Consider the following 24,130-nt stretch of genomic DNA (forward strand, 5'->3'; position numbering starts at 1 on the left):
TTTAATGATAACAAGACTGGTGTGGGCGATCGCTCCTGGTTTTTAGTCGAAATTTGCGCTACAACAATAAATTCATCTGCCATATGACTTGGGCGAGGGTAGCTAGATGGTTAGCTGGATTCTAGAAGATGGTGTATTTGGCTGCTCTATGGCTCCACTTGCAACGGAGATTCGCAAGCAAGGACACAATGTTAAGATTATTGACTATACCAGAGGCATAACAGACTATCAACGCTTCTTTCCCCAAACAGAGTGTGTCATCTTCTATGGGTCACTCTATATAGCTGAACAGATTCTCAGTTGGGATTTGTCTTGGACACCAGGAATTATCGGGACTATTGAACATTATCATTGCACAGCCTATTATCCTCATCTTAAACCTTGGCTGTTGAATGCAGGGGGTTATATTTTGCCACTATCAGAGTTGTCTTCCTCTGTGGTTGAAAAGCCTAAATTACTTTTCAATATTGAGGAGAGCAAACGTTTGTTTATCCGTCCCAACAGTCCACTTAAACCTTTTGCAGGTAGTCTGTATTCTCCTAGAGAAGTGACGGACTTAGACAGTTTTATGAAACGCCATTACCTCGAAGACCCGAACATTTTGGTGCTGGTTGCACCGGAACAGTCCATTGAAGCAGAATGGAGAGTGATTATTGCCCAAGGGCAAATCTTGTGTGCTTCTCAATATCGGCAGATTGAGAAACCTTACTATCAATCCGGAATGCCTGAGATTGTGCGACAAGTAGCCGAAGCGGTGGCGCAACAACAATGGCAGCCTGACCCAATTTGGGTTCTAGATCTCTGTTGTTCTGGTAATTGGGCTTACGTTCTAGAGATTAATTTTCTATCGTGTTCAGCCTTGTATCAGTGTGATTTGAGCTTAGTGGTGAGAGAAGCATCAGAGGCGGCATGGAAGCGGTGGTTCCAGAAGCAGCAAGGGATATAATATTTTGCACCTTGCGATCGAACGTCAAAATTACCCGTTGCTCAATCGATCGAAACTCACACCACGATATAATTCCTCGATCGCCACTTCCAACTCAATACTCTGTAAAGTATTATTTGCAGGTTAGGCGCAGGCAGGAAGTGGCTCATAAACGAGTTGCATGAGTTTTTCTGAAGGAACGGTTTCCATTGCATAGGTATTACCTTGAGCATCCGCAAAATCTACTAGATAAGCGCGATCGTCAAAGCTCATCAGAATAGTGCCAACTTGTCCCGGTCTGAGCAAAATTGGCTGAGAGGTTGCTTTATGGATTGCCTGAATTTCTGCGGTCAAGGCAACAACATCATACTCGTGTAACGTCATCACAATATCCTCAGTTATTGACAGGATAGGTATTCGCTCTTTTTTAATCGCTGATTAACGCTGATTAACGCAGATAGGAGAATGGCGTTCGCTATTTTACCCTAAACAAACAAAACCCGCTAGATGCGGGTTTCATTTTAATAACTGCTATTTAACTAATTACTACATCACAACTGCACTAATCAAAGTTTGCACATTTTGTACAAGAGCAGTAGTAAAATTATGAGTCGCAGGCAAACTGTCAACCACGATGCCAGCGCACAAGAGCATCAGGTACAGAATAGAGTATTTGAAGAGCGATCGCGCAACAATCTTATCCTCTGGAGTCTGCAACAGCAACCAAGCTTTTTGGGCAAAAATAGCACCGAGGAAAATAGCTGTTCCCGCATACACCGCGCCCGCTAAATGCAGGGGATAAACTAGCAGCAAAGTGGCAGGAATCATCAATAGCGTGTAAATCCAAATTTGGCGGGCTGTCTCTTCGTCGCCCTCAATTACCGGCAACATCGGGACGCCTACTTCCTTGTATTCATCGCGAATCATCATTGCTAATGCCCAAAAATGCGGCGGTGTCCACAGGAATATAATCCCAAACAGCAGCCACGCACCCCAACTCAAATCTCCCGTAACCGCAGCCCACCCAACTAGCGGGGGAATCGCCCCTGCTGCACCGCCGATGACGATGTTTTGCACGCTGTGACGCTTCAGCCAGTGGGTGTAAATTAGGACATAGAAAACGATGCCTGACATTGCTAGCAATGCGGCTAATAAGTTGGCAACAACTGTGAGCAATGTAAAGGATATTGTAGCTAGGGCGATCGCAAATATCAAAGCATCCCGCTTCTTGACTCGCCCGGAAGGAATCGGCCGCCACCGGGTGCGCTCCATAATATAATCGATGTCGCTGTCGTAGACACAATTAATCGTATTCGCCGACGCGGAAGCTAAAGCGCCTCCAGTAATAGTTGATACCAGCAATAGCGGGTCTACTTCTCCTTTGGCGGCCATCCACATTCCTGCTGAGGTAGTGATTAGCAGCAGTAAAATAATTCTGGGTTTTGTTAGTTGATAGTAACTTTTCACCACTTGCGAAAAGTTTTCGTGGAGGCGGGGCCTGTCGTTGGTAAGGATTTCTTGCATCGGTTGTAAGCTGTTAGTAATTATTTGCGAATTTGTCATTAGTCATTAGGTTTTAGGGGCGGGTTTTACGATAAATATTTGCTGTAGCTACAAGGATTAATAAACCCGCCCCATCTTACTCTCAAGAGGTAGGGTGCGTCAGAACAGGAAAACCTGTTGAAGTCGAAATAATCAATGTCTGACGCACCCTACTTGGCTTTAGTGTTATCTCTCAAGCTGATAAAACTCGATCGCGCCAAGCTAAAACACTAAAAGCTATCAGGGTTCCCAGCAAAGCAGCACCGACTGCTTGGTGGGCGACTGTCAGCGGTTCTACCTGAAGGTGCAGCCGGAAAGTTGCTAATCCCAGAACTAATTGAGCAATTAGGCAAACACTCGCCCAATTAGCCAGTTTTCGCAAATTTGGACTCAGTGCAGGCTGCCGCCAAGCCATGACTGCTACGGCTAAAGTCGCTGCTGTAGCTGGTACGATACCCGCGATGTGGCTGTTCATTACCGAGCACAATTCTGAGGAGTCCAAACATTGGTGCAGTGCCCATCTAGAGCCTACTAATGCTCCTAGCAAACTTTGCAGGTAAACTAACAATACTGCGATCGAACTTACCCAAGCCAATTTGCCGACATTTCCTGTAGCTTCGTAGGGAGTCAGCATGAAACCGATGACTAGCAGGGCGCCAAAAAACAGTAAAGCTGTTCCCAAGTGAGCCGTAACGATGTCAAATCTGAGCAGTTGTGTTACTGTCAAGCCGCCCAATACGCCTTGAAAAACGATTAGAAATACTGCCCCAGCGCTCGCCCAAGGCAGCCATTTTGGCAGGCGGCTGCGGTAAAACAAAGATAGTCCTAAAAGTGCGATCGCGCTTAAACCGATCGCTGCTGCGTCCAACCGGTGAAACCATTCCAGAAATACCTGCAAATTCATTTGCGCTGCAGGTATTAATTGACCGTAGCACAGCGGCCAGTCGGGGCAAGCGAGCCCCGCATTCATGACTCGCGTGGCGCTGCCTACAGCCATTAACAGCCAGGTTGCGATCGCAATTTTCCACACTAGGCCGCGGATAATATCTTTTGGCTGCCACTGCACTCCTGCTGCTGCGTTTGGCTGATTTAAAACTGAGTTTGCCATGGAATTTACCTTAGCCTTTGTTATCGATCGAACTTAATTAAATATCGAGGTTTTGCTTTGACTGAGCTTAGCCGAGCTTAACACTCTTTTTCTCTGACCAACCGTCATTTTTACTACCTTAGCGACACTTTTATCCAATTAGTTTGTCTTTATATTTTTTTCAACTTTCTTCTTTATATTACAAAAGATGTCCTTTATTTTGTCAAACTTAAAAAAACTTTAATCTTTCCCCGCCCCTGGATCGTTAAGAACTCCCCCACTGTCGAGATTGCACGGAAAAATAAAGATTTAATTAAGAAAAACCATTTATCAAATAATTGTGATATGAAACGCTCAAAAATTTTTACAAAAAACTAAGCAATATAAAAAAACCTATAAAGTAGATTCCCAACAAACTATATTTAGCTGATTGTTCTACCCTAGTAGGAAGTATGACCGCAAATAAAACGGCAGTCAACAAGTTAAGCAAGCTATAAGCCAGCGACTCTTTACTCTAGGCGTTATAGGCGCGAGCAAGGAGTTAAAGGATGGAAAAAAAAACAGGAGAAATGCCAGCTTCCCTGTTGGCCCTAGTTGGCTGCATAGCGATCGCAGCAATCAGCTTGTGGTACGGTCAAAACAACCACCTGATACCACAGCAAGCCTCAGAATAAGCACCGATGGTAGAGGCTTTTATAACGTGACGATCGCGATCGCCACAGCCCTATTTATGGCGTTGCATAATAGCGGGGGGATTTTGATTGTTTTGTGGGATGGGATCTCGTCGCCCGAAGGCGTGTATTTTCACAGCAGGCGGGACGCTAACCCCTATTCCCCACAAGAATCATCCTCAAATTGTACAACACCCCGATCGCACCCCCGCTGAGCCCAGGCTCAGGAGACGCGGTGCCTCAAACAGCACCAGAAATCACGCCAGAAAAGCCTCCCACCCCCAGCAGCGCCCAATACGACGAAGAAGCCAAACCCTCTGAGACGGGACAATTTGCAGGTATCAGAGTCAACTTCACTGGGAGCTAAGCTGCTACGCTGCTAGATTCTAGAATATCAAGATAAAATAAATTACCACGCGCTAAAATGTATGTAGATGTCAGCCAAAAATCATCTATCTCCAGTAGTACAAGTAGAATAATTGCTATATAAATTATTAAATGAAGGAAAACTTCTTATTAAATGCGCTACATCCCGTACATTTCTCGTTGCCGAACTTCCTTCCTTCTTTGAATCTAAAACCTAAAATCTAAAATTCTGCCGCCATGTCCCAAAAAAACGAAACCGCGGTTCTGGTATTATCGCTCCTAATTACGATCGGGCTAGCCGGTGCAGGTATTTGGTGGCTCACAAGCCGAGGCGGCATCAATCTCGGAGGTTTATCACCCCAAAATCAGACATTTCCCAACTCTGCGACGGGGAATTCGCCGCAGTCAGAGGAGGCAATAGGGCAGCGTCTGAGTGCCGGACAAAAACTGTTAATTCCCGAGCGAGCAACAACCACCAAACAAGCAGCAGTAAAGGCGATCGCATCTGGCAACTATAACGCAGCTATTTCCGACTTACAAGCTTCGCTGAAAACCAATCGCAACGATCCAGAAGCACTAATTTACCTCAACAACGCCCGCATCGGCGATCAAAAATCCTACACAATTGCCGCAGCAGTTCCCATTGGCGGCGATATCAATGCTGCTCTAGAAATTATGCGGGGCGTAGCTCAAGCTCAAAATGAAATCAACCAAAGCGGCGGCATTAGCGGCACTCCATTAAAAGTGTTAATTGCTAACGATGACAACAAGCCAGAAATGGCGGCCCAAATTGCCAGTGCTTTAGCCAATAACTCGGAAATTTTAGGAGTTATCGGGCATTTTGGTTCAGATACAACCCTAGCAGCCAGCAAGATTTACCAGCAAAAACAATTAGTAGCAATTTCTCCGACAAGTACCTCTGTGCAGCTTTCAGGAGTTGGCAAGAATATATTTCGGACTGTGCCGAGCGATCGCTTTGCGGCTAATGCTCTTTCCCGCTATATGGTGGAAAAATTGCAAAAGCAAAAAGCTGCTGTATTTTTCAATTCTGCCAGCAGTTACAGCAAATCTTTAAAAGATGAATTCACCACTGCTATTTACGGAGATGGAGGACAAATACTATTGGAATTTGACTTTGCTAATGGCAATTTTAATGCGGCCGATAGCGTTAAAAGTGCGATCGCCCAAGGAGCAGAAGTGATTCTGTTAGCATCCAATTCAGCCACGCTCGACCAAGCTTTGCAAGTAGTGCAAGTAAACGCCAAGCGGCTGCCATTACTAGCGGGAGACGGTGCTTATAGTGCTAAAACACTGCAAATCGGTGGCGCAGGAGCAACAGATATGGTGCTGGCTGTTCCTTGGCACATTCTCGCAGATCCGCAGTCAAACTTTCCCCAAACATCCAAACAACTTTGGAATGCTGAAGTAAGTTGGCGCACAGCTTTAGCCTACGATGCGGCGATCGCGTTAATTGCCGGTTTAGGGCGCAATCCGACTCGTACAGGCATTCAACAAGCTTTATCGGCGTCAGATTTTTCGGCAAATGGAGCATCCGGCCCGATTCGGTTTTTACCTTCGGGCGATCGCAATCGAGCAGTCCAATTAGTAAGTGTTAAACCCGGAAATCGCACGAGTTACGGTTACGAGTTTGTGCCGATATCCGGTTTGTAAACTATTTGCGATCGCGAAATTTAGGTGATCACATTCAGTAATAAGTTCTCTGAATTATCCAGCAGAAATGCTAACAAGATGAGTAATTATATCAAACCCGCTTGCATCGGAATTAATATTACCCCCAATCAGGACACGGCCGTGCCATTTGCCTACAATTAATCGGGTGAGAATTACATCTCTCATTAAGTGTTCTTGATTATTTGACCGTAGAGACACCGCGAGTGCCCATTGGTGTCAACTTAACGTTAAACAGGTAGTCCGACAGTCCGACAGGGAATGAATTCCCCGCCTCAAAGCTAAAGTCCTCTCCAGAGGACTGAGAAGAAAATTTTTTAAACTCATGAGTCCTCTTCAGAGGACTTTAGCTATTAGACAGGGGTTTCAACCCCTGGCGGACTGCCGGATAGGCGGGAGGACTGATAAACTAAAAGCTTAAGTTGACACGACGAAAGGCAGTGCCGTGTTCTCGGTATCATTCCTCAACTAAATTTTTCCATACTTACTTCTGTTTAATTACTACCAAAGTAATGTCATCAAATACTTTTTGTTCCCCGATGTATCGCCGCAGGTCGTCAATAACAGCTTGCTTGATTTCTGCTGCTGACTGTCCCCTGTGAAGGGCAATAACTTCAATCAATGGCTCGATACCGTACTGAGAGTCCTTCATATTAAAAGCTTCCGTAATTCCATCACTATAGAGTACGACAACATCCCCCGAATTTAACTGTATTTCAGTAGAAGCAATGAAATCGGCAATATCTGCTTCCAAGGCGATGGGAAAGCCTAAGTCCATGGTATCAATCCGCTCTACTTCGCCACTGGAACGCACGACAATCACCTCTTCGTGCTGTCCGCTCAAACGCAGGGTGTTGTCCCGATATTCCAGCAACGAAAGGCTCATATTTTTACCGGAATTCATGCGTTCTACGTTGTCAAAAAGCGTTTGGTTGACTGTCTGCAATAATTTAACTGGGTCGGTTTCATTGCGAACCAACAAAGTGCGAATTGCTGTTTGAGCCATAATCATTAACACGCCGCTTTCTAAACCGTGTCCTGTCACGTCGCCGATGCCTATTGTGCCTTTACCGCCGTGATTTAGTACGTCGTAGTAGTCGCCGCCAACTTCATCAGCCGGTTCCATGAATGCAGCAATTTCTAGCCCTTCAATTGACTCTAATTCCTGCTGTTGAGGCAAAATCATTTGTTGGAGGCGGCGAGTTACATCTAGTTCGGCACTCATGCGAAGGTTTTCTACTTTGAGCCGTTCGTTCAAACCCAATATTTCTGCATTAGCTTGGGCTAATTGTGCGGTTCGCTCTTCTACTTTTTGCTCTAAAGTTCGGTTGTAATCTTCTAATTTTTCGTAGAGAGTTGCATTTTCAATGGATATCGCAGCTTGAGCGGCAATGATTTTTAAAGTTTCGACTCTTTCCGAGGTAAATGCACCGATCGCCAAATTATTTTCTAAGTAGAGAATACCACCTAGTTTGCCTTGATTGAGTAGGGGAGTGCAGAGGATCGATTTGGGTTGAGTTGCGGTAATGTAAGAATCCCCAGTAAATAGTCCTTCATCGGTGGCGTTATTTAATACTACATTTTCTTGGCTGCGAGCGACGTAGTTAACTATGGCGGTTGACAGCAAGGGAATTCCGGTGGCAGGATCTACAGAATCTACGGGAAGGGATTGCATAATGGTAATGATCTCGCATTCTACTGCAGCTTCGGCTTCAATCGCCCAATTCCCGCCTTGATTCAGAAGGAGAAAACCTTTTTGAGCGCCTGCGTTTTCAATTACAGTTTTCATCACCTGGTTTAACAATTGTTCGAGAACGATTTCACCGGAGATAGCTTGGGATGCTTTCATTACTGCGGCAAAATCTAGCGCTTCCCCGGAATTTCTACCAGTTGTGGTGACTGGATTGATGGTATTATTGTCAGTATCTGTTCTGGTTGAACCAAGCCACTGAATGGCTAAAAACTGCGGGTATCGCCCTTCTAAATCTTTTACTTTACCTACAGCCCCCCAGCGCTGATAAGCATAGTGGGCATCTTGCAAGTAGTGACGGGCAACATGATTTTGATTTCTGGCTAAATAAAACCTGCCTGCTAGTTCGTAGGCGAGGGCTTCTTCGTTGAGATATTCGTTTTCGCGGGCTAAGATGATGGCTTTATCGTAATATTCTCTGGCATCTTTATCGTTGCCTAATACGCGATCGCGTTCCGCTTCCACTAGATAGAATTTGTGCAGGTAATTCATGGGAGCTTGCTTTGCCCATGTTTCCATTTTTTCTTGTTTAGTAGCCACCTTTGTCAGGATTTCTTCTCTTTGCGTTTCTGAGGAATTAGGATAGAGCGCTAGTCGGGCTAACATATCATACAAATAGACAACAGGGAGAATAAAAAAGGAGCCTGCATTAGCTGAGTATTCTTCAAAGCGGTCTGCATTCTCCACAGCTTGCTGAAATTCCTCGAAAAGATAACAGAGGATAACTTTATGTGAATAAACGTGCATGAGCCCAGTTCGATCGCCACCTGCTTGATGAACGGGTATCATCTTTTGTTCGTCGTATACTTCACCAATCAAACAGCAGGGATTTTCTACTTGTTCCCCCATGTTCAGGATCGCCTGCATAGAGATTTTACCCCAATGAATGTATGCTTCCTGTTGAGTTTGATAAGTAAATTCAAGGGCTTTCGCCATTTCTTTCTTGGCATCGATCAGCTCCACACCGCTGAGGTACAAAGCGTAAGCATAGCTAAGGGTAATACTAGCAGCATATTCAATATCTCCTGTTTCTATCGCACATTGATAAGCTTCCATGCACAAAGAAGATGTGTCTTTGAGCGGTTCATTCCAATGCTTGATAAATGTCTTATATATTGCATAAATTCTTGCTTTAAATGTTCTATCTTTGAATCGATCCAGTAGCTTCAAAGCAAGTTGACTAAACTGATAGCCAGTGTCAAGCTCTCCTGACGAGCAGAGGATCATTCCGTAACCTATATACGGTAAAGCAGAGCTAGCAGCATTACCATGCTGAATCGATAAATTAACCTGTCGGCACCAAATTAATAAGCTCAGTTGATTCATTGCTATGAACGCAGGACCCAACAAGTAGTTCATCACCCGCATAGCTGCTAGTTTATACGGGTCGGTCATTTGCGGTAAGTCGATTAGATCCTGGGCTTGCCTGCCCGCTAAAGCAGATTTTATCTGCTCCATCTCTTGTGCCAGATCGGATTGGTTCGGTCGTTGCGGTAATTCTACCCCAAGTAATTTCAGAACTTCTAGCCCAATGTCGATCGCCTCTAGGAATTTCCTTTGGGCGCAATAAGCTTGCATTTTAATTTCATATATTTTTACTTTCTCTAACAGCGTTTTGGCTTTTTGCAAAACTACCCCAGATAAGCGCTCCATTTCATCGTAGTTGGCAATTGTATAAGCTGTTTCTGCTGCTTCTAAATGCAAATCCAAGGTAAGGTTATACTGCTGCGACCAACTCTTTTTATTTAACAAACTTAAGCCGATCTGAAGGTAATTGAAAGCGGGTTGGCTAGCCACTGAAGATTTGGCTTTTTTACCTGCCTGTAAGTTTAATTGAGCTAACTCGTATCGCTCTATTTGTTGATCTATCAGCGCTCGGCCTTTGTTCAACTGATTGACAATATCAAACAGCTTCTGTGCCACTTCTTCAGATGGTGTATTTTGAAGTAACAACCTGCCCACGCGCAGATGTACTGATTGTCTATCAGGTTCGGAGATGAGAGAGTAAACTGCTTGTTGAATGCGATCGTGAGCAAATTTGTATTCTGCAACTAACTGATCGGACAAACCTGCTACATTAAGTTCCGCCAACTGATAGGCATGGCTGAGGGGTATAACTAGACCGGATTGGAGTGCTGACCGTAAATCTGTTGCTGTTTCTTGGAGGGATTTTTCATAGATAATCGCCAGCGTTCTCAAGTCAAACTGATTCCCCACGCAAGCTGCTAATTTTAATACTGCCTGAGTTGCTGTCGGGAGTTTTTTTACATTTTTGCTCGTCAGATCTAAAACGTTATCTGTAATTGGTTGCGCTTTTATTTGTTCTAAGTCCCACTGCCATTTCTGAGATTCGTAGTTAAAATATAACCATGCTTCAGAATGCAGGGATTTTAAGAATTCATTGATAAAAAACGGATTACCACCAGTTTTTTGCTGGAGCAATTTGGCAAGTGGCTTAGCATTTTTTGATTCCGCAAAAAGCGTATCAACTAAAAGTTGCGTAATATCGGTTAAGGCTAAAGGTGTCAAAAATATTTTATTAATGGTTGTTACTTTTGCTTTGGCAATATTTTCCAAAATTTGAGTTAGCGGATGTGCTTCGCTTACTTCATTATCCCGATATGCACCAATTAGAAATAGATATTTATTATCGGCTACTGTCATCAACAGTTGAATTAATTCTAGCGAGGCTCTATCTGCCCACTGTAAGTCGTCTAAGAAAATTACTAAGGGATGTTCGAGTTGTGTGAATATATTAATAAATTTTTGCAAAACCCGATTAAAGCGATTTCTCTGTTCTGCTGGCGGGAGATCTGGTAGGGGTGGTTGGGAACCAATAATTATTTCTACTTCAGGAATAACTTCAACGATTACCCCTCCAGCTTCCCCTAATTCCGCTTGTAACTTCTCTCGCCATTTGCTAATTTGGGTATCGCTTTCTGTTAGTAACTGCCGTACTAATGAACGAAATGCCTGAATTAAGGATGCGTAGGGAGTATCTCGTTGAAATTGGTCAAACTTACCCGAAATAAAATAACCGTGTTGGCGAGTCAGCGGCCTATATATCTCCTGGATTAATACTGTTTTTCCAATCCCAGAATATCCAGAAACCAGCATCATTTCACTGGTTCCTTGACTAACTCGCTCAAAAGCAGCTAATAAGGCAGAAATTTCCCGTTCTCGCCCGTACAGTTTTTGGGGAATTTGAAATCGATCGGAAATATTGTGCCGAGCGATTGGGAAAGGGTCAATTTGCTCTTTGCTCTGCCACTGTCTGAGACATTCTTGTAAATCTGCCTTTATTTGATATGCTGACAAGTAGCGTTCCTCAGCATTTTTTGCCATTAATTTCAACACAATGGTCGAAATAATTGGTGGAACTTCTGGTTTGAGTTCGTGCGGTGGGGTAGGTTGTTTAGCAATATGACAATGCACTAATTCCAAAACATCATTCGTGGGGAAAGGTAACTGTCCGGTTAGTAATTCATAAAAGGTTATGCCCAGCGAGTAAAAATCAGTGCGGTAATCAATGGCTCGATTCATGCGACCTGTTTGTTCTGGCGAGAGATAAGCCAGCGTTCCTTCTAATACGTTCGGGTTAAGAAAGGTTGGGTTTTCTCGCGACAGTGTTGTGGAAATGCCAAAATCAATTAGCTTCAGCTTACCTGTCTGCTGATTTAAAATAATATTTGATGGGTTAATATCTTTATGAATGATATGCTGTTGGTGAACCTGACCGAGAATGTCAACAATCTCAATTGCCAGGTGGAGAAATTCAGCAATTGTAAATTGCTTCTTAGCGATTATCCGATTGAGGGATTCACCACCAAAATCTTCTAAGGCAATTACCCACTGATTTTCTAGGTTTTGGAAGCTGTAAACATCTATTACCCCTGGTAAGTTAATGTTTTGGGTTATTTCATACTCTCGCTTAAACCAGGCAATTTTTTCAGGTGAAGGATAGGCTTGTTTGAGCATTTTGAGGATAACAGGCAGATTGTCTGCTTGCCGATATCCGCGATAGACTAACGAGTTACTGCTCTCATGCAGTTTTTCAGTAATTTGGTAATTTTGCATAGTTAGGTTTTGAGGATAAAAAACCGCAACAAGTGCGGTTTGAGCTTGTGAAATATCAATCTACTTTCCCAAGTGTATAAAATTATTAGTGGTTTGACTTCAATACCACATCCTAGTTAGAGTCAGGTTGGGGGTCTGACGGTGGAGAAGGAGGAAAAGGGTCTGGATCTGGCAAGGGATCGGGACCGGGATCGACGGCAGTAATGGCAAGCGGCACTCGTTCGTCTGCAAAGAGTGCGGCAATTTTAGCATTTTCACCGCTCATCATTGCAGTTTGTTCTGCTTCCGTTAAACCCATTTCTTCCATTAAGGAACTGGGGTTATTGAGGAAAGCACTTTGTTTCTTCGTGTCAAGTGCTAAATCTGTTAATAAATCCAATAGGTTACTCATGGGATATTCTCCTAAATCTCTAAGGTCGCGAACAGTGAAGAACTAAACTAATCGTCATTGATTTTTTCAGTTGATTTTCTGGCAATTAAGGGTTTCATTAATTGGGTTCAGAAAATTTTAACACTATTCCATCATCGTGCAACTTTTTAAATATCTTTGTTCTGTGTTCATGTGAAAACACTGGAGTTTGATAAAGCCTTTCTGTAACGTAGTAAGGATTGATGAGGAATGCAAGCTCTAGATAAGCCGTTTCTGTACCAATATTACTTTTGTTTCCCAGAATATGGCTTACTTCGGCAAGAAAGAAAAGAATATAACTCCACATCTCTGTCACCTCAAAGTTTTTCCATAGCCATAATTGAGGCTCTTTTTCAACACCTGATGTAGGGTTCTTGATCACCTCTTCCAAAACAAGCTTCTTTAATTTATGTCCCTCCTCAGCATGACTATTTATCCATTTCAACTGCTCGATACTAACTGACGGTTTTGGAACATTAATTTGATGTCGCAATAGCTTTTTACCTTTTTGGCAAAACTCCACTTCTGTATCTGCAAAAAACTGATCTAATTTTCTTTGAATATTTTTAATGTCATTGGGTTTTAATGACCCCCTTTCTTCCTTCTTTTGGTTAGCCTCAATTATGGTGAGAATTAGCTTAGCCATCAAGTCCCCTGGACTAAGTATCAAAGCTTGTTGGAGAAAAGCGATCGCCCTAATGTAGTGTATTTTTTTATCCTCTGGGTCTGAGTGTTTCTTGGTCAAATAAAAAGACAAGAAAGCGTGTTCGTAAAGATTTACCCTGCCACTTTTCAAGAATGGAACGGGAGAAGAAGACTGTTGCATAATCTCCATACTGGGAGCTATTACAGCTTCAACTCCCAAATCCCAGAATGAATTTTCGTAGTCTTGAGTCAATCTGTAAACTGTCGATCGCATACCCCATGCCCAAGCGTATGTAGGCATGAGTTCAATCGCTCTGTTAAGGCATTTCAAAGCGTCTTCGGCGTGGTGTTTTATCTTTTCTTTTCCGCAATAATTCTCTGGATTAGGTTGCTGAGATATCGGCTCCTTCAGGAATTGGCTGATACCCTTAGTTATATACAGGCGATGGGTTGCCCCCAAGTGAGCTAAGGCCCACGCATAGTTGCTGTCTTCTGGTGGTTTATCAAGCGCTTTTTGGAAATGCTCGATAGCTAATTCAACATATTCTGGTCTTTTGTTATTTTCCGTAATTGCTCGAAGACGATAGGTTTCACCTAGCTGTGCATGAGCCCAGAAATACTTATCGTTTTTGTCGCTCGCTTTCTTTAAATAATGTTTTGCTTTCCCATAATCCATCAAATGGTAATAGGTTGCTCCTAAGTGAGCATTAACCCAAGCATTGTCAGGATACATTTGGAGTTGTTCAAATATCTCGATCGCCTGTTCGTAAGCCCCTGACAAGCGAAGAGTTTCTGCTTGTTGAGCCATCATCATATCGCTGATATCCATCTGCATAAAATTCTCCTGAAAAGACACTTGATGTTTAATTACTTGAAATTTGTTTTCTCAAACACTTAACTAGCGAGTAATGCCTGAGTTCTCGGGTCGTCCCGCCAATCCAACCAAGCTGGATCGTGACCGACTAACTCAATGGCTTCATCATTGATAGGAATAGCTTCTCGCAGATATTGCCATGCTTGTTCGCAGTTCCCTGTCAAAATTGCCAAGCCGCAGAGTCGGTACAGAATATCTCCCCGATCGCCTGTTTCCCATTGAGCAAGTAATGCTGTCCGCGATCGCTCGATTTCGCTTGCGGCTTTGTCTAATCCCTGCCAGCGCGCCTTAGATACCGCGATGCAGTACAAAGCTGTAGTGTCATCGGAAACCTGTTGCAACCTCTGTTGGCAACAGGCGATCGCCTCAGAATATTGACCGTCATAGCAAAGAATCAACCCTTTCTCAATTTGCCAATTTTTCCCCGCAAATATGGTTTCGTCAAGGGCGATCGCTCGATCGAAGTCAATCAGGGATTGCTTGTAACACTTCATCAACTCATAAACGCGACAGCGATAAGCGATCGCCCAAACGTAATCCGGCTGACGCTCAATTGCTCGATCCAAGTCAGCCAGTGCCTTTGTGTAATATGCTTCTCCCAGAAAGCGGTAGGTTACGCCTCGGTGTGCGATCGCCCAATTATAATCAGGGTTCAGTTCAATGGCGCGGTTGAAATCTGCGAATGCCTCCTGATAGCGTTTCATCAAATAATAGGTTTCGCCCCGGTGTGCGATCGCCCAAGCATTGTTAGGCTCCAAGTCGAGCGATCGGTTGAAATCGTCTAAAGCTGCTTCAAAATGTCCCGTCAGCCGATGGTGTTCACCATGATGAGCCAGAGCCCTAGCATCGTCGGGGTTTTGTTCTATATAAAGCGACATTACCACATTTTTTCTCCTCTAACACATACATTTTTTATCTGCTGAATAAAAAGTGTAGTTTTTACTACATTCTCTTTGCAAAATACCTTAAGTTTCTTTAACAAAAGACATACCCAACCGTGCCATCATTTCACTGTTTACAGGTGCAGGCGCTTGAGGCGGAACATAAAGTGTCGAAACTAGAGTAACACGAATCTCAGCCAATTTAGACAGAGGAATATGCTGGATAACTGGCTCGCAAACCGGGTAATAAACCGCTGCTTCGTAAACAATTACTTCGTGGTCAGAACCATAGTATGTTTCTAAAACTTCAGCTAACACGTTTAGACCGCGCAATAGAATCTCTTCTTGATAAAAACCCAGATTGCCGATCGTCGCAATCTGCCACAAAATTAAAGCACTGGTCGGGTCAAATTTCCGCCGCCGAATCAGAAAATCTGTCGCTTCAAAACTTTGACATCCATTGCGTCCTGGGTCAATACCGAGGTCTGCAAACAAGCAATCTTCGGCTGAAATTCCTGGCAACATTTGCGCCCGAAAGCCTTCGTGACGCGCCTGTTTAATTGCTTCATGGGTAGGGTAAGCAAAGACACCGGGATGACCGTAAAAAACAGCACAAACATTCAACTCCTGACGAACTTCAGCCAAAATGCGATCGACCATTTCTCGATAAGTTTCTCTACGCCGCTGATTGTTGGTATTGTAAGGTAAGGCTTCTGCGGTGGGATTGAGTGTCTGTAGCCATTTAGCAGTAACAGGATCGGCTACGGCGAACAGAACTTTGTCAGCTTGCTCGATCGACGCCTTCGCTGCTAAGGTCAGATGACCAACTAATTGAATTCCCGTCCCGACAACAGTTAAAGATCCCGTTTTCAAATGTAACTTCCTCCCAGCGATCGCAAAATGTGTTTCAGTTATGGTAGTAACGCAAATTGCTAGTTATATAATTAAAGCTGCTAAGAGGTAAGTTGTTAAGCTCTTTTAGCTGTTATTGCAGCTCGGATAAAAGCAAAGCAAGCAAAACAACGTAGCATGATACAAATGACAACTTAGCGTTGCTCGCTCGGTCTTCCTGAAAAATCTGATCGACTGCTACTTCAAACGATCGCCAAAATACTGCCTAGACAACTCGCAACTTACCGTCGCCAGATTGCCTTGTAAATTTACCAACGCCATACTTTCCAACTTAAATTCCTCCACTAAATACAACTCCACAGGTGTGCTGCTTTTGACAACTCCCACGAAGGCTGCCAGCAACTCTGGCTGCTGTTGTAAGTTCCACAGTTGTCGTTTTAGGCGATCGCTATAAATTCCGGCAGAGATGGGAGAGTTTTGCAATACTTGCTCTGGAGTGACATCCCCACGCCCGATACGATCAAGACCTACCCGTACTAAATAGGTATTCCTGTTTACAAAACCCGTCAGTTGCTGGGCATCTTCCGCTGACCAATCCAGTCCTTGCCGTTTCACCCAATCCTGCACTTGCTCGCTGTTAAAGGGCGGTAGTTCCGGATCAAACGGCGATTTATTTGCGCTCAGCGGGATATACAGCTTAGTGGAGTGTACCACGACTAACCGGAGTTTTCGCCCAATTCCCCGATTTTTGGCTTCAGGAGTGCCAAGTTCGCAAAAGTCCGCAAAAGTCGATCGTCAAATTGGGATAGGCAAACAAGCGATCGATATCGTCTAAAGCTAATACTAAGGGTTTGGTTGTTGAGAGTAGCAAATACTGCTCGAAGTACATCTTGCAGCTAACCGGGCTGCCAAATAGATCCTCCCCATATTCTGCTATTTGATTGCCCAGTTGCAAACCCAAACCGACATTGGCGCAGAACCACCGCAAGAATCTCTCCAAATCTTGAAAAATTTCTCTATTTGCTAACTGAAAATGTATAAATATTTTTGCACGATTACTTAAAAGATATGAGGTAAGGTAATCTAAAAATTCCTCAGCCTTCATCTGCTGATATAGCAATCCTTGCAGGAGTCGTAAATTTTTACCCCACCCCAACCCTCCCCGAACCCGCTCTGAGTCGGTAAGAATTTCACAAATGATGCGAGGATTGCTATATCAGCGGTGCAAAATTCCCAACTAGGAAAAATTCACTCTAAAGTTGCGAAACTCCGATCGGCCTAACTGGCCTATTCCTCTCAAAAACAGCCCTCGGTTTCAAAGCGATTCTCAACAACAGCCACAGCGATCGCCATTCTCCGGGAGTTTCCTGCCGCTTCCACTGGCCCGGGCGACAGTACAGCATTTCGATCAAACAGCGGTGCTGGCTAATGTTCAGGCGATCGAACGCAATTCGCACAGTGGGAAATTCCCCAAAACTGCACTCTTTCCCATCCCGAAAACTCGACTCCAACTGAGATTTATCGCTCACCAACTCAATCTTAGCCACAGGAATAAAACATTTCTCTTCCATAATTTCCAGAGTCGCCGAATCGCAATCAATCAAACTTTTGGCCAAACTCCCCTTAGTACCCAACTCAAGAACAGACGGCGCTAGCGAGTTCCTCGCTTTGACTGCCGCACTTCGAGGAACCGCTTTTATTTTACCCTGCGATAAACTTGTCTCAAAGGCATATTTTGGCAAAATTTCTGCTGCTGTAAAACTCTCTTTACTGCCTTTATTTTTCACCGCAAAACTTGGCCACTGCGTCAGAGCAACTTCAGCGCCACTTTCCGAAATTACAGTGGTTACACCCCAAAAACTTTGACCGCCAATATTCAATTGTACAACCCTGCGTAAATTAAACCATTCGTAAATGTCCGGCTTAGGAATATCCACCAAAATCAGTAATGCAATCCCGATCATCAGCAGGTTGTAAGCGCTCCAAATCCATCCCAAACTCATTCCTTTTGACAAATGTGCACTTTCTGATATTGACTGTACGGTGCCAACATTTCTAACTAAATTAATGTGTAAATTGTGCCACAAACTGACTGCTGTAGCTGCGAACAAGACAATCAAAGGCCATCCCAAATTCCAGTTAAAACTAAAGCGATCGCTCGCAATTCCTTTTGGCGTCACCTGAAACCCTTTCCCAAAGGGATTCAGCATGGAACTCACTACCGTCACCCCTAAAGGAATACACTGGACGAACGAATAAATATCGGAAAGCAAAGCCGATCCCGATCGGCAGTTCAGCCAAGAAAACACAGTAAGTTGCACCAAATAGTAAGGCAGGAAAAAGTACAGCAATTCCCGCGCACTTGCCCGCAAAGGAATTATGTCGAAAAACGAATAACCTAAAGGTATCAACAGATATAAAACCTTGGTTAAACTGGTAAACCAGTGCAGCAATCCTTCCAAATGAGACAGCCTTTGTACGAATGTGAGACCGCGAATTGTTAAAGGATTAGAATCAATAAAAAATGCCTGAAGCGTGCCTCGCGCCCAGCGTAGCCTTTGATTTAGATGAGCCTCTATATTTTCAGCCGCCAAACCAGCACTCAATTTTTCATCTAAATAAACTAAGCGATATCCGGTTGCTGACAGCCGAATTCCGGTAAAATAATCTTCGCAGATTGAATCTGTGACCAAGCCTCCCGCTGCTTCTAAAGCACTCCGCCTAACTACAAAAGATGTACCGCAACAAACCACGCTGTCGGCGCTGTCTTTGATGATTTCAATTTGCCTGTAAAATATTTCTTCTTCCGGCGCGAGCACATTTTCTAAACCTAAATTACGGGAGATGGGGTCGTGGTTGTAAAAGCTTTGCGGTGTTTGAACGAGGGCGATTTCGGGATTTTGAAAAAATCCAACTGTTCGAGTTAAAAAGTTTTTAGTTGGGATAAAATCTGCATCGAAAACTACAATTAGTTCTCCATGAGTTAAGCCTGTGGCATGGTTAATGTTTCCAGCTTTGGCGTGAATATTATCGGGTCTGGTTATATACTCGCATCCCAGTTCTTTTGCCAGCAACTTGATTTCAGGGCGCTTAGTATCGTCGAGCAAATATACTTTTTTGTTGGCATAATCTAAAGCTTGACAGCCGATTACAGTGCGCCGTAAAATAAAAGCCGGTTCGTTGTAAGTTGGGATAAAAATATCTACGGACGGGGTGAAGTTTCCAGCTTCCACTGCAACTGCCATGCGATCGGCTTCTCGACGCCGGTCTTTCATTCTCAGCATTAAATACAGTTGAATACTGGTGTTGAAAACCAGTAGCATTTCTAGGAAAAACAGCCCCAAACTAAAGATACCGTTGAGGGGATCGGTTAAATTTAGAGTAGCGAGCGATCGCCATAAAACGTAGCGAATGGTTAAAGCCAGAACTATTGCAACTACCACAGCGCGCGACCATTTCTGCGGTTGAGGCGAAATTTTAATTGCAGCTAAAGCAACGGAGACAAGCGCGATAGTCGGCACTAACAAATACATCTTGCTCGTAGCAGGCACTTGCAGCCACACAGGCGGGTTTTGCTGCCAAGTGTTGATTGTGGCAAAAATACCGCTGACTGTACCTTCACGGGCAAACCAGGCCCCAGCGATCGCACCTGCGAAAGCAACCGCCCCCAACACGACTAGCGTGGCCGTCGGCACCCGCGAAATCCGCCAAAAGCGGCGTTTCAAGTCTTGAAGATCAAATCTTGAAGTTGTCATAAAATAATTTTAAAGTCCCGATCGTGCATACAACAGTAACGGTTTCCTGCTGTCCACTTTTTAATTCAGTTGAAAATTCCGACACACCCCAATTATTATATTTACATTTTTTAACATTCTGACCATTGTATGATAATTCATCTTGCTTGGTGTTGCCAAACTTCTTAGCGAGTCCAAACCTGGCAAAATATAGCAGAAGCAAGAAGGAAGAAGGAAAAAGGCTTTAGTTATCGTCGCGAGAGAACTCAATCGATTTTAGATTTTAGATTTTAGATTTTAGATTGAAGCATTGACCCCACGGATAAATTCGGGGGCTTGTATCCTGGATGCTTTCGGTCAGAAGCAATCTTGGGCAAGGATTTCAGCAATTAAGAACCTCCTAACTTACCTTTTGCTGACATTGCTGCAAAAGGCTTTCGGGCCTGTTCCACAATAAAAAATTTTTATTGGGGGCCGTTTCTCGGACGCCACCCCTAAAAAGCTTATTGAAAATGCTGCCACATCTGAGTCCTAACCGTCGGGCGCGCTTGCTATAGTTCAAAAAAAATTATCTTGTCTACAAATCAAATAGGATTGCTATATCAAACTATAGCAATCCATAGGACTTAACAATTAGACGAATTTGACATCTAACTAAAGGTAGATTAATTTTATATTAATTTAAAAAAAATTACCGCTATCGCAGCCCAAAAACCCAGCCATCAAAAAACTAATCAGCAATTTCTAATTGCGAGATTGCATAGCGGGCAACAGCCAAACTAACTCTGGCTTGTTCTATTTCGGACAATTGGGCCCAAGGTCTTTTAGTAGCCATGACTAATTCCGCCCCTTCCGAATCAACATCTCGCATCGCATAAGCCAAAGGACGTGCCAACACCTGCAAATCTTCCTCAGCCCACTGAGGCAAAATATCTAAGACACACTCTACCATTTGGTCAGCTAAAGATTGATACTTAACAGTTGCGTTTTGCACGCTTTGAGCGATGCTGGCCAGAAAATCTTGAGGAACGCGAGCAAATTTTTCGCGCAAAGACTTTTGCAGAGCAGTCGTCAGCCAAACTTGTTCTAATTGCGAGAATAAAACTTGCGACTTCAGGGCAATATCGCTGTCGCTGAAGGAATCAGATAGCGCAAATTCCTGCTCTAGGGCAGCCAAATAAGATTCTGATTCAAGCTGTGCAGGATTCCAGGGATAAGCAACATCAGTCTGAACTATTGTGGCGAGAAGTTCCATCTGGGCCTGAGTTTGTGAGTCGCGAAAATATTCAGAATCAGGAGATTGGGTAGCCATGATGTAATACCTCAGGGGGAAAAGGAAAATATAGAAGGGGGACTGTGCCAAGAGCTAGTTGGGAGCTATCAGTGGTAAGTAACTCTTTTAAATTCAGATTGGAGACTCAACGCCCAGAACTTTGCTGTGCCACTCGCCGCTTGCCTTCATTAGCTACACGCGCACCTTAATTCGTTCCGCAATCAGTCTCACTGTAGCCCGAAGTTTTAGCAACCTCAATAGTGAACTCAAAAATCTGACCTTGAGAACTGCCAAATTTTAGCTGAGTGCCCGATCGCAGCAGCAATTCTTGGTGGTGAACTCTCTGCCATCCCTCAGGCCCCAAAACTAGAGTCCCATAACGAGAAAAATCGCGCAGGAAGTAGCTAGGTTCGCCCCGGCTATCTCCGATAGTGTTTCGGCAGAAAATCTCGGCGTGTTTTTGAGAAACCCACTGTTCTCGAATCACTACGTCGTTTTCTTCCCAGCGTCCGACTCGAACCATACCTGCGCGAATCGGCCAAACCTGATTGGTCGATTCGGTGGATTTGGCATTTGGTCGATCGCGCCCCCGCAAATAAGCACAAGACGGCAAGCGTCCCAGCCAAGTAGAAGAATTTAAAGGCAATTCTGTTTTGAGGTCATCTACCGGCTCAGTTAGCTGACCGTCAAACTCAGGGTGCATATACAGCACAGGCAGCGTCCAAGCCGGTTGATTGAACTTGTAGAGCGTTAGTAACTGCTGTCGGGCGACGGCGACTGCGCGATCGATCGACATCCGTCCGGCCAAAGCTTGGGCAAAAGTTTGGATAAAACTCAGGGCCTCGCGATCGGCGATCGAGTCCCGCATCCCCAACACCGCAGGCACCCCGTGATGGATCAGTACCTCAGCCAAACTGCTACGGGCGATCGCCTGTTGCTGGCCGTTAGTTGAGTGCAGCCTCTCCACCGCCGGCTGAGCTCCCCAGCAGGCATTAAACACTGCCAGAGTCACGCGGCACCGAACTAAAACCTGAGCCAGTTCAGTACCATTAATCGCCGTTTCCGGCCCCAAAAATAGCAAGCCGCCGTCGGGGCCCGGTATCCCGTGGCCGGCGTAAAACAGAATGTTGTAAGCTTGCGTTTCCAGCCGAGAAATTAGTTCCGCCGGACTAGGTTCGATCAGAGTATCGACGCGAGTCGGAACGCTGATGTCAAAATATTTGCCGCTGTCGTCGGTTTGAAAAGCACTTTCCAGAATGCCAGCTAAGGCGAGTGCTTCTTCTCCCAACTGCAAATGACCGTTATTGCTGTTGGAAAATTGAGAATTAGCACCGCGGCCGGGTTCTGCTTGTCCCAAAACTAGCAAAATGTTGAGCGACTCTGCAGGCTGCAGGGGTGGCAAAGGTTCAACATTGCTGGTAGTGCGGCTGAACAGCAGTTGCTGCGACAGAGAAATTGCCGGTTGACCGGCTTGAGGCTGCATAATTTCCCAAGGTAAAGCAATTAAATACGGTTCGCGCAAGTCTACGCGCACTCGCAGGGGTAGATTTTGCCCGATCGCGATACCTTTACTTTCCTGGAGACTACCCTGAATCGGCCCTTCAAACAGCCACTGCCAAAGATTAATCCCCAAATGCTGCATCAGGCGGCTGCTGTAGCTTGCCGGTGGCCGAGGCGGATGCTGATCCCCTTTGTCGCCCCACCCCCGCTGGCCGAGGTGCAGCGGCACAGAGGGCGTCGCTGGAGCGAGGTCTAGCGACTGAGGACTTCGTTGTTCAGTTTCTGCCAGTATATTCTGGTTGTTTTCCGGCGAGACGAAACTGCCATCAGGATTTAGGGGCAATTCGTGAATTGTCCCGGAGGGCGAAAACATTTCCTGCCAAGCTTTCCAAGATTGAGATAGGGTATCGGGCCACATACAGTCGTGGTGAACGTACCCGCTGGGATAGGGAGCTTGTAGAACCCAAGTGGCAAAATGGTTTGCCCCAGCGGTTCTCAGGCGAGCGATCGCTATACTGAGGCAAGGACTTTCAGGGCGCGCCATTCACAACTACCGACTCTGGATATAGGGTTGGATTGAGTTTCTCTATTTGTAGTTTATCGGGTTTGGGGTGCGATCGAGTGCGTGAGATTGCTTTGGCAGTTTTTACTTTTACTTAGTATCCAAAAATTTATCTATCTTCGGTAAATCTACCCAAGTTCCCGTAGCATTCGACTCCTGGGTCAAATCCATCAACAACTGCGAGTAAACCCCTTCTCTGAGCGACGGTATCAACGATTTACCGGCATCTATTGCTTCTACCCACCTATCTACTACTCGAATAAACGGTGCAATCCTCCCGTCTGGATAAACTTGAGGAAACTCCAATCTTTGAGGAATTTTGATTTCAGCTAAAGGTTCTCCACCTTGGGAACCCCACAAGCGAAATCCGTGGACGTAATCTTGCTGGTTATCGCTTCCCAACACCAACGTACCCTTACTCCCGTATATTTCCACCCAGTGTCCTCGCCCTTGATAAGTAACAGAACTCAAACAAACTTGACAAGGAGTTCCCCCGGCTAATTCCAACATCAACGTGCACGAATCATCGGCATCAACTAATTTTAAATTTCCCCAATCATTCGGATCGGGCCGCCGCGAAATTCCTGTAATCAAATGCCCAGAAAGCCTCTGAGGCGGGCCGAACAGCCAGCTAATATAATCAAAAACGTGAGAACCTGTCGCGCCCAAAACTCCGCCCCCTCGCTCTTTTTGCGCGTACCAATTCCAGGGGCGACTCGCATCAGCGCGGCTCGACACCAGCCAATCAACCTTAATTAAACGCTTTTCTCCCACATATTCTGCTGCCAATAATTCTGCTAGCATTTGCCATGCGGGGATGAAGCGAAACTCAAAATCCATTGTGGCAATTGCTCTCGAACCACCATTTTTAAAATCGGTTTGAGATTCGTTGTTGGCCAATCGGTATAGTTCCCTGGCTTCATTTGCTGTTAGGGCTGTGGGCTTTTCTAATAATAAATGCTTGCCTGCTTCCAAGACGGTTTTTGCCATTTCAAAATGCAAAAATGGCGGTGTGGAAATGCTGGCGCCCGCTACTTCGGGGATCGCTACTATATCGGCGATCGAGTCGCAAGCGTAGGGGATATTGTGGGTAGAGGCGAGATCCTTTGCTTTGTCTAAATTCCGGTGGTAAACAGCCACAACCTCTGTCCGGTGATGGGCCTGGAATCCGGGAAGGTGTACTTTTTGACCGAAACCTGTACCGACTACTGCAACGCCAATTTTTGACATAATTTAATAATTGGGAATTGGGAATTGGGAATTGGGAATTGGGAATTGGGAATTGGGAATTGG

The 24,130-nt window shown here is 44.8% G+C and carries 18 protein-coding genes and 1 pseudogene; 5 read left to right on the forward strand and 14 right to left on the reverse strand.

Annotation, left to right across the window (positions count from 1 at the left end):
• Nucleotides 1–106: 106 nt before the first annotated feature.
• On the forward strand, nt 107–946 hold the full coding sequence (locus QUA47_RS20420; RefSeq protein WP_333432096.1) for an ATP-grasp domain-containing protein: 840 nt from the start codon (nt 107–109) through the stop codon (nt 944–946).
• A 123-nt stretch (nt 947–1,069) separates the two neighbouring features.
• Here the strand turns inward: QUA47_RS20420 and QUA47_RS20425 are convergent, their stop codons facing one another.
• From QUA47_RS20425 to QUA47_RS20435, 3 genes are all read right to left on the reverse strand, one after another.
• A complete protein-coding gene (locus tag QUA47_RS20425) occupies nt 1,070–1,309 on the reverse strand; it encodes a DUF4926 domain-containing protein (protein ID WP_333402819.1) in 240 nt (79 codons plus the stop codon).
• Nucleotides 1,310–1,471: 162 nt separating this feature from the next.
• Nucleotides 1,472–2,449, reverse strand: a complete 978-nt coding sequence (locus tag QUA47_RS20430) for a heme o synthase (RefSeq protein WP_333259774.1) — start codon at nt 2,447–2,449, stop codon at nt 1,472–1,474.
• A gap of 211 nt (nt 2,450–2,660) precedes the next feature.
• Nucleotides 2,661–3,575 (reverse strand): COX15/CtaA family protein, encoded by a 915-nt coding sequence (locus QUA47_RS20435; protein ID WP_006634563.1) that lies wholly within the window; start codon nt 3,573–3,575, stop codon nt 2,661–2,663.
• Between the two features lie 527 nt (nt 3,576–4,102).
• On the opposite strand from QUA47_RS20435, the gene QUA47_RS20440 reads away from it, so the two are divergent.
• The 4 genes from QUA47_RS20440 to QUA47_RS20455 all read left to right on the forward strand — a co-directional run bounded on the left by QUA47_RS20440 (nt 4,103) and on the right by QUA47_RS20455 (nt 6,262).
• On the forward strand, nt 4,103–4,228 hold the full coding sequence (locus QUA47_RS20440) for a hypothetical protein (RefSeq protein WP_333432097.1): 126 nt from the start codon (nt 4,103–4,105) through the stop codon (nt 4,226–4,228).
• Nucleotides 4,180–4,440 (forward strand): hypothetical protein, encoded by a 261-nt coding sequence (locus QUA47_RS20445; protein WP_333432098.1) that lies wholly within the window; start codon nt 4,180–4,182, stop codon nt 4,438–4,440. The genes QUA47_RS20440 and QUA47_RS20445 overlap by 49 nt, the downstream gene beginning before the upstream one ends.
• A 20-nt stretch (nt 4,441–4,460) precedes the next feature.
• On the forward strand, nt 4,461–4,592 hold the full coding sequence (locus tag QUA47_RS20450) for a hypothetical protein (protein WP_333432099.1): 132 nt from the start codon (nt 4,461–4,463) through the stop codon (nt 4,590–4,592).
• 236 nt (nt 4,593–4,828) lie between these two features.
• Complete coding sequence (locus tag QUA47_RS20455) at nt 4,829–6,262, forward strand: ABC transporter substrate-binding protein (RefSeq protein WP_333432100.1); 1,434 nt, start codon at nt 4,829–4,831, stop codon at nt 6,260–6,262.
• 502 nt (nt 6,263–6,764) lie between these two features.
• On the opposite strand, the gene QUA47_RS20460 is transcribed toward QUA47_RS20455, so the two are convergent.
• From QUA47_RS20460 to QUA47_RS20510, 11 genes and pseudogenes are all read right to left on the reverse strand, one after another.
• Nucleotides 6,765–12,107, reverse strand: a complete 5,343-nt coding sequence (locus QUA47_RS20460; protein ID WP_333432101.1) for an AAA family ATPase — start codon at nt 12,105–12,107, stop codon at nt 6,765–6,767.
• 112 nt (nt 12,108–12,219) lie between these two features.
• Entirely contained in the window at nt 12,220–12,498 is a 279-nt protein-coding gene (locus tag QUA47_RS20465; protein WP_333432102.1) for a hypothetical protein, read from the reverse strand.
• 97 nt (nt 12,499–12,595) lie between these two features.
• The gene (locus QUA47_RS20470; RefSeq protein WP_333432103.1) at nt 12,596–13,990 is read right to left on the reverse strand and encodes a tetratricopeptide repeat protein; all 1,395 of its coding nucleotides are present in this window, start codon (nt 13,988–13,990) and stop codon (nt 12,596–12,598) included.
• 65 nt (nt 13,991–14,055) lie between these two features.
• On the reverse strand, nt 14,056–14,913 hold the full coding sequence (locus QUA47_RS20475) for a tetratricopeptide repeat protein (protein ID WP_333432104.1): 858 nt from the start codon (nt 14,911–14,913) through the stop codon (nt 14,056–14,058).
• Nucleotides 14,914–15,000: 87 nt separating this feature from the next.
• A complete protein-coding gene (locus tag QUA47_RS20480; protein ID WP_333432105.1) occupies nt 15,001–15,789 on the reverse strand; it encodes an SAM-dependent methyltransferase in 789 nt (262 codons plus the stop codon).
• A gap of 216 nt (nt 15,790–16,005) precedes the next feature.
• Nucleotides 16,006–16,512, reverse strand: a pseudogene (locus QUA47_RS20485) (AAA-like domain-containing protein); the annotation flags it as partial.
• 10 nt (nt 16,513–16,522) lie between these two features.
• Nucleotides 16,523–16,873, reverse strand: a complete 351-nt coding sequence (locus tag QUA47_RS20490; RefSeq protein WP_333432106.1) for an AAA-like domain-containing protein — start codon at nt 16,871–16,873, stop codon at nt 16,523–16,525.
• Nucleotides 16,874–17,021: 148 nt separating this feature from the next.
• Nucleotides 17,022–19,523, reverse strand: coding sequence for a glycosyltransferase family 2 protein (locus tag QUA47_RS20495; RefSeq protein WP_333432107.1), 2,502 nt, complete (start codon nt 19,521–19,523; stop codon nt 17,022–17,024).
• Nucleotides 19,524–20,232: 709 nt separating this feature from the next.
• Nucleotides 20,233–20,814: a hypothetical protein gene (locus QUA47_RS20500; protein WP_333402832.1), complete on the reverse strand. Its 582-nt coding sequence runs from the start codon at nt 20,812–20,814 to the stop codon at nt 20,233–20,235.
• Nucleotides 20,815–20,980: 166 nt separating this feature from the next.
• The gene (locus tag QUA47_RS20505) at nt 20,981–22,819 is read right to left on the reverse strand and encodes a CHAT domain-containing protein (RefSeq protein ID WP_333432108.1); all 1,839 of its coding nucleotides are present in this window, start codon (nt 22,817–22,819) and stop codon (nt 20,981–20,983) included.
• A 108-nt stretch (nt 22,820–22,927) separates the two neighbouring features.
• A complete protein-coding gene (locus QUA47_RS20510; RefSeq protein ID WP_333432109.1) occupies nt 22,928–24,067 on the reverse strand; it encodes a Gfo/Idh/MocA family oxidoreductase in 1,140 nt (379 codons plus the stop codon).
• Nucleotides 24,068–24,130 lie beyond the last annotated feature (63 nt).

Origin of the sequence: Microcoleus sp. MON2_D5 (assembly GCF_036701905.1) — a bacterium.
Classification (GTDB): Bacteria; Cyanobacteriota; Cyanobacteriia; order Cyanobacteriales; family Microcoleaceae; genus Microcoleus.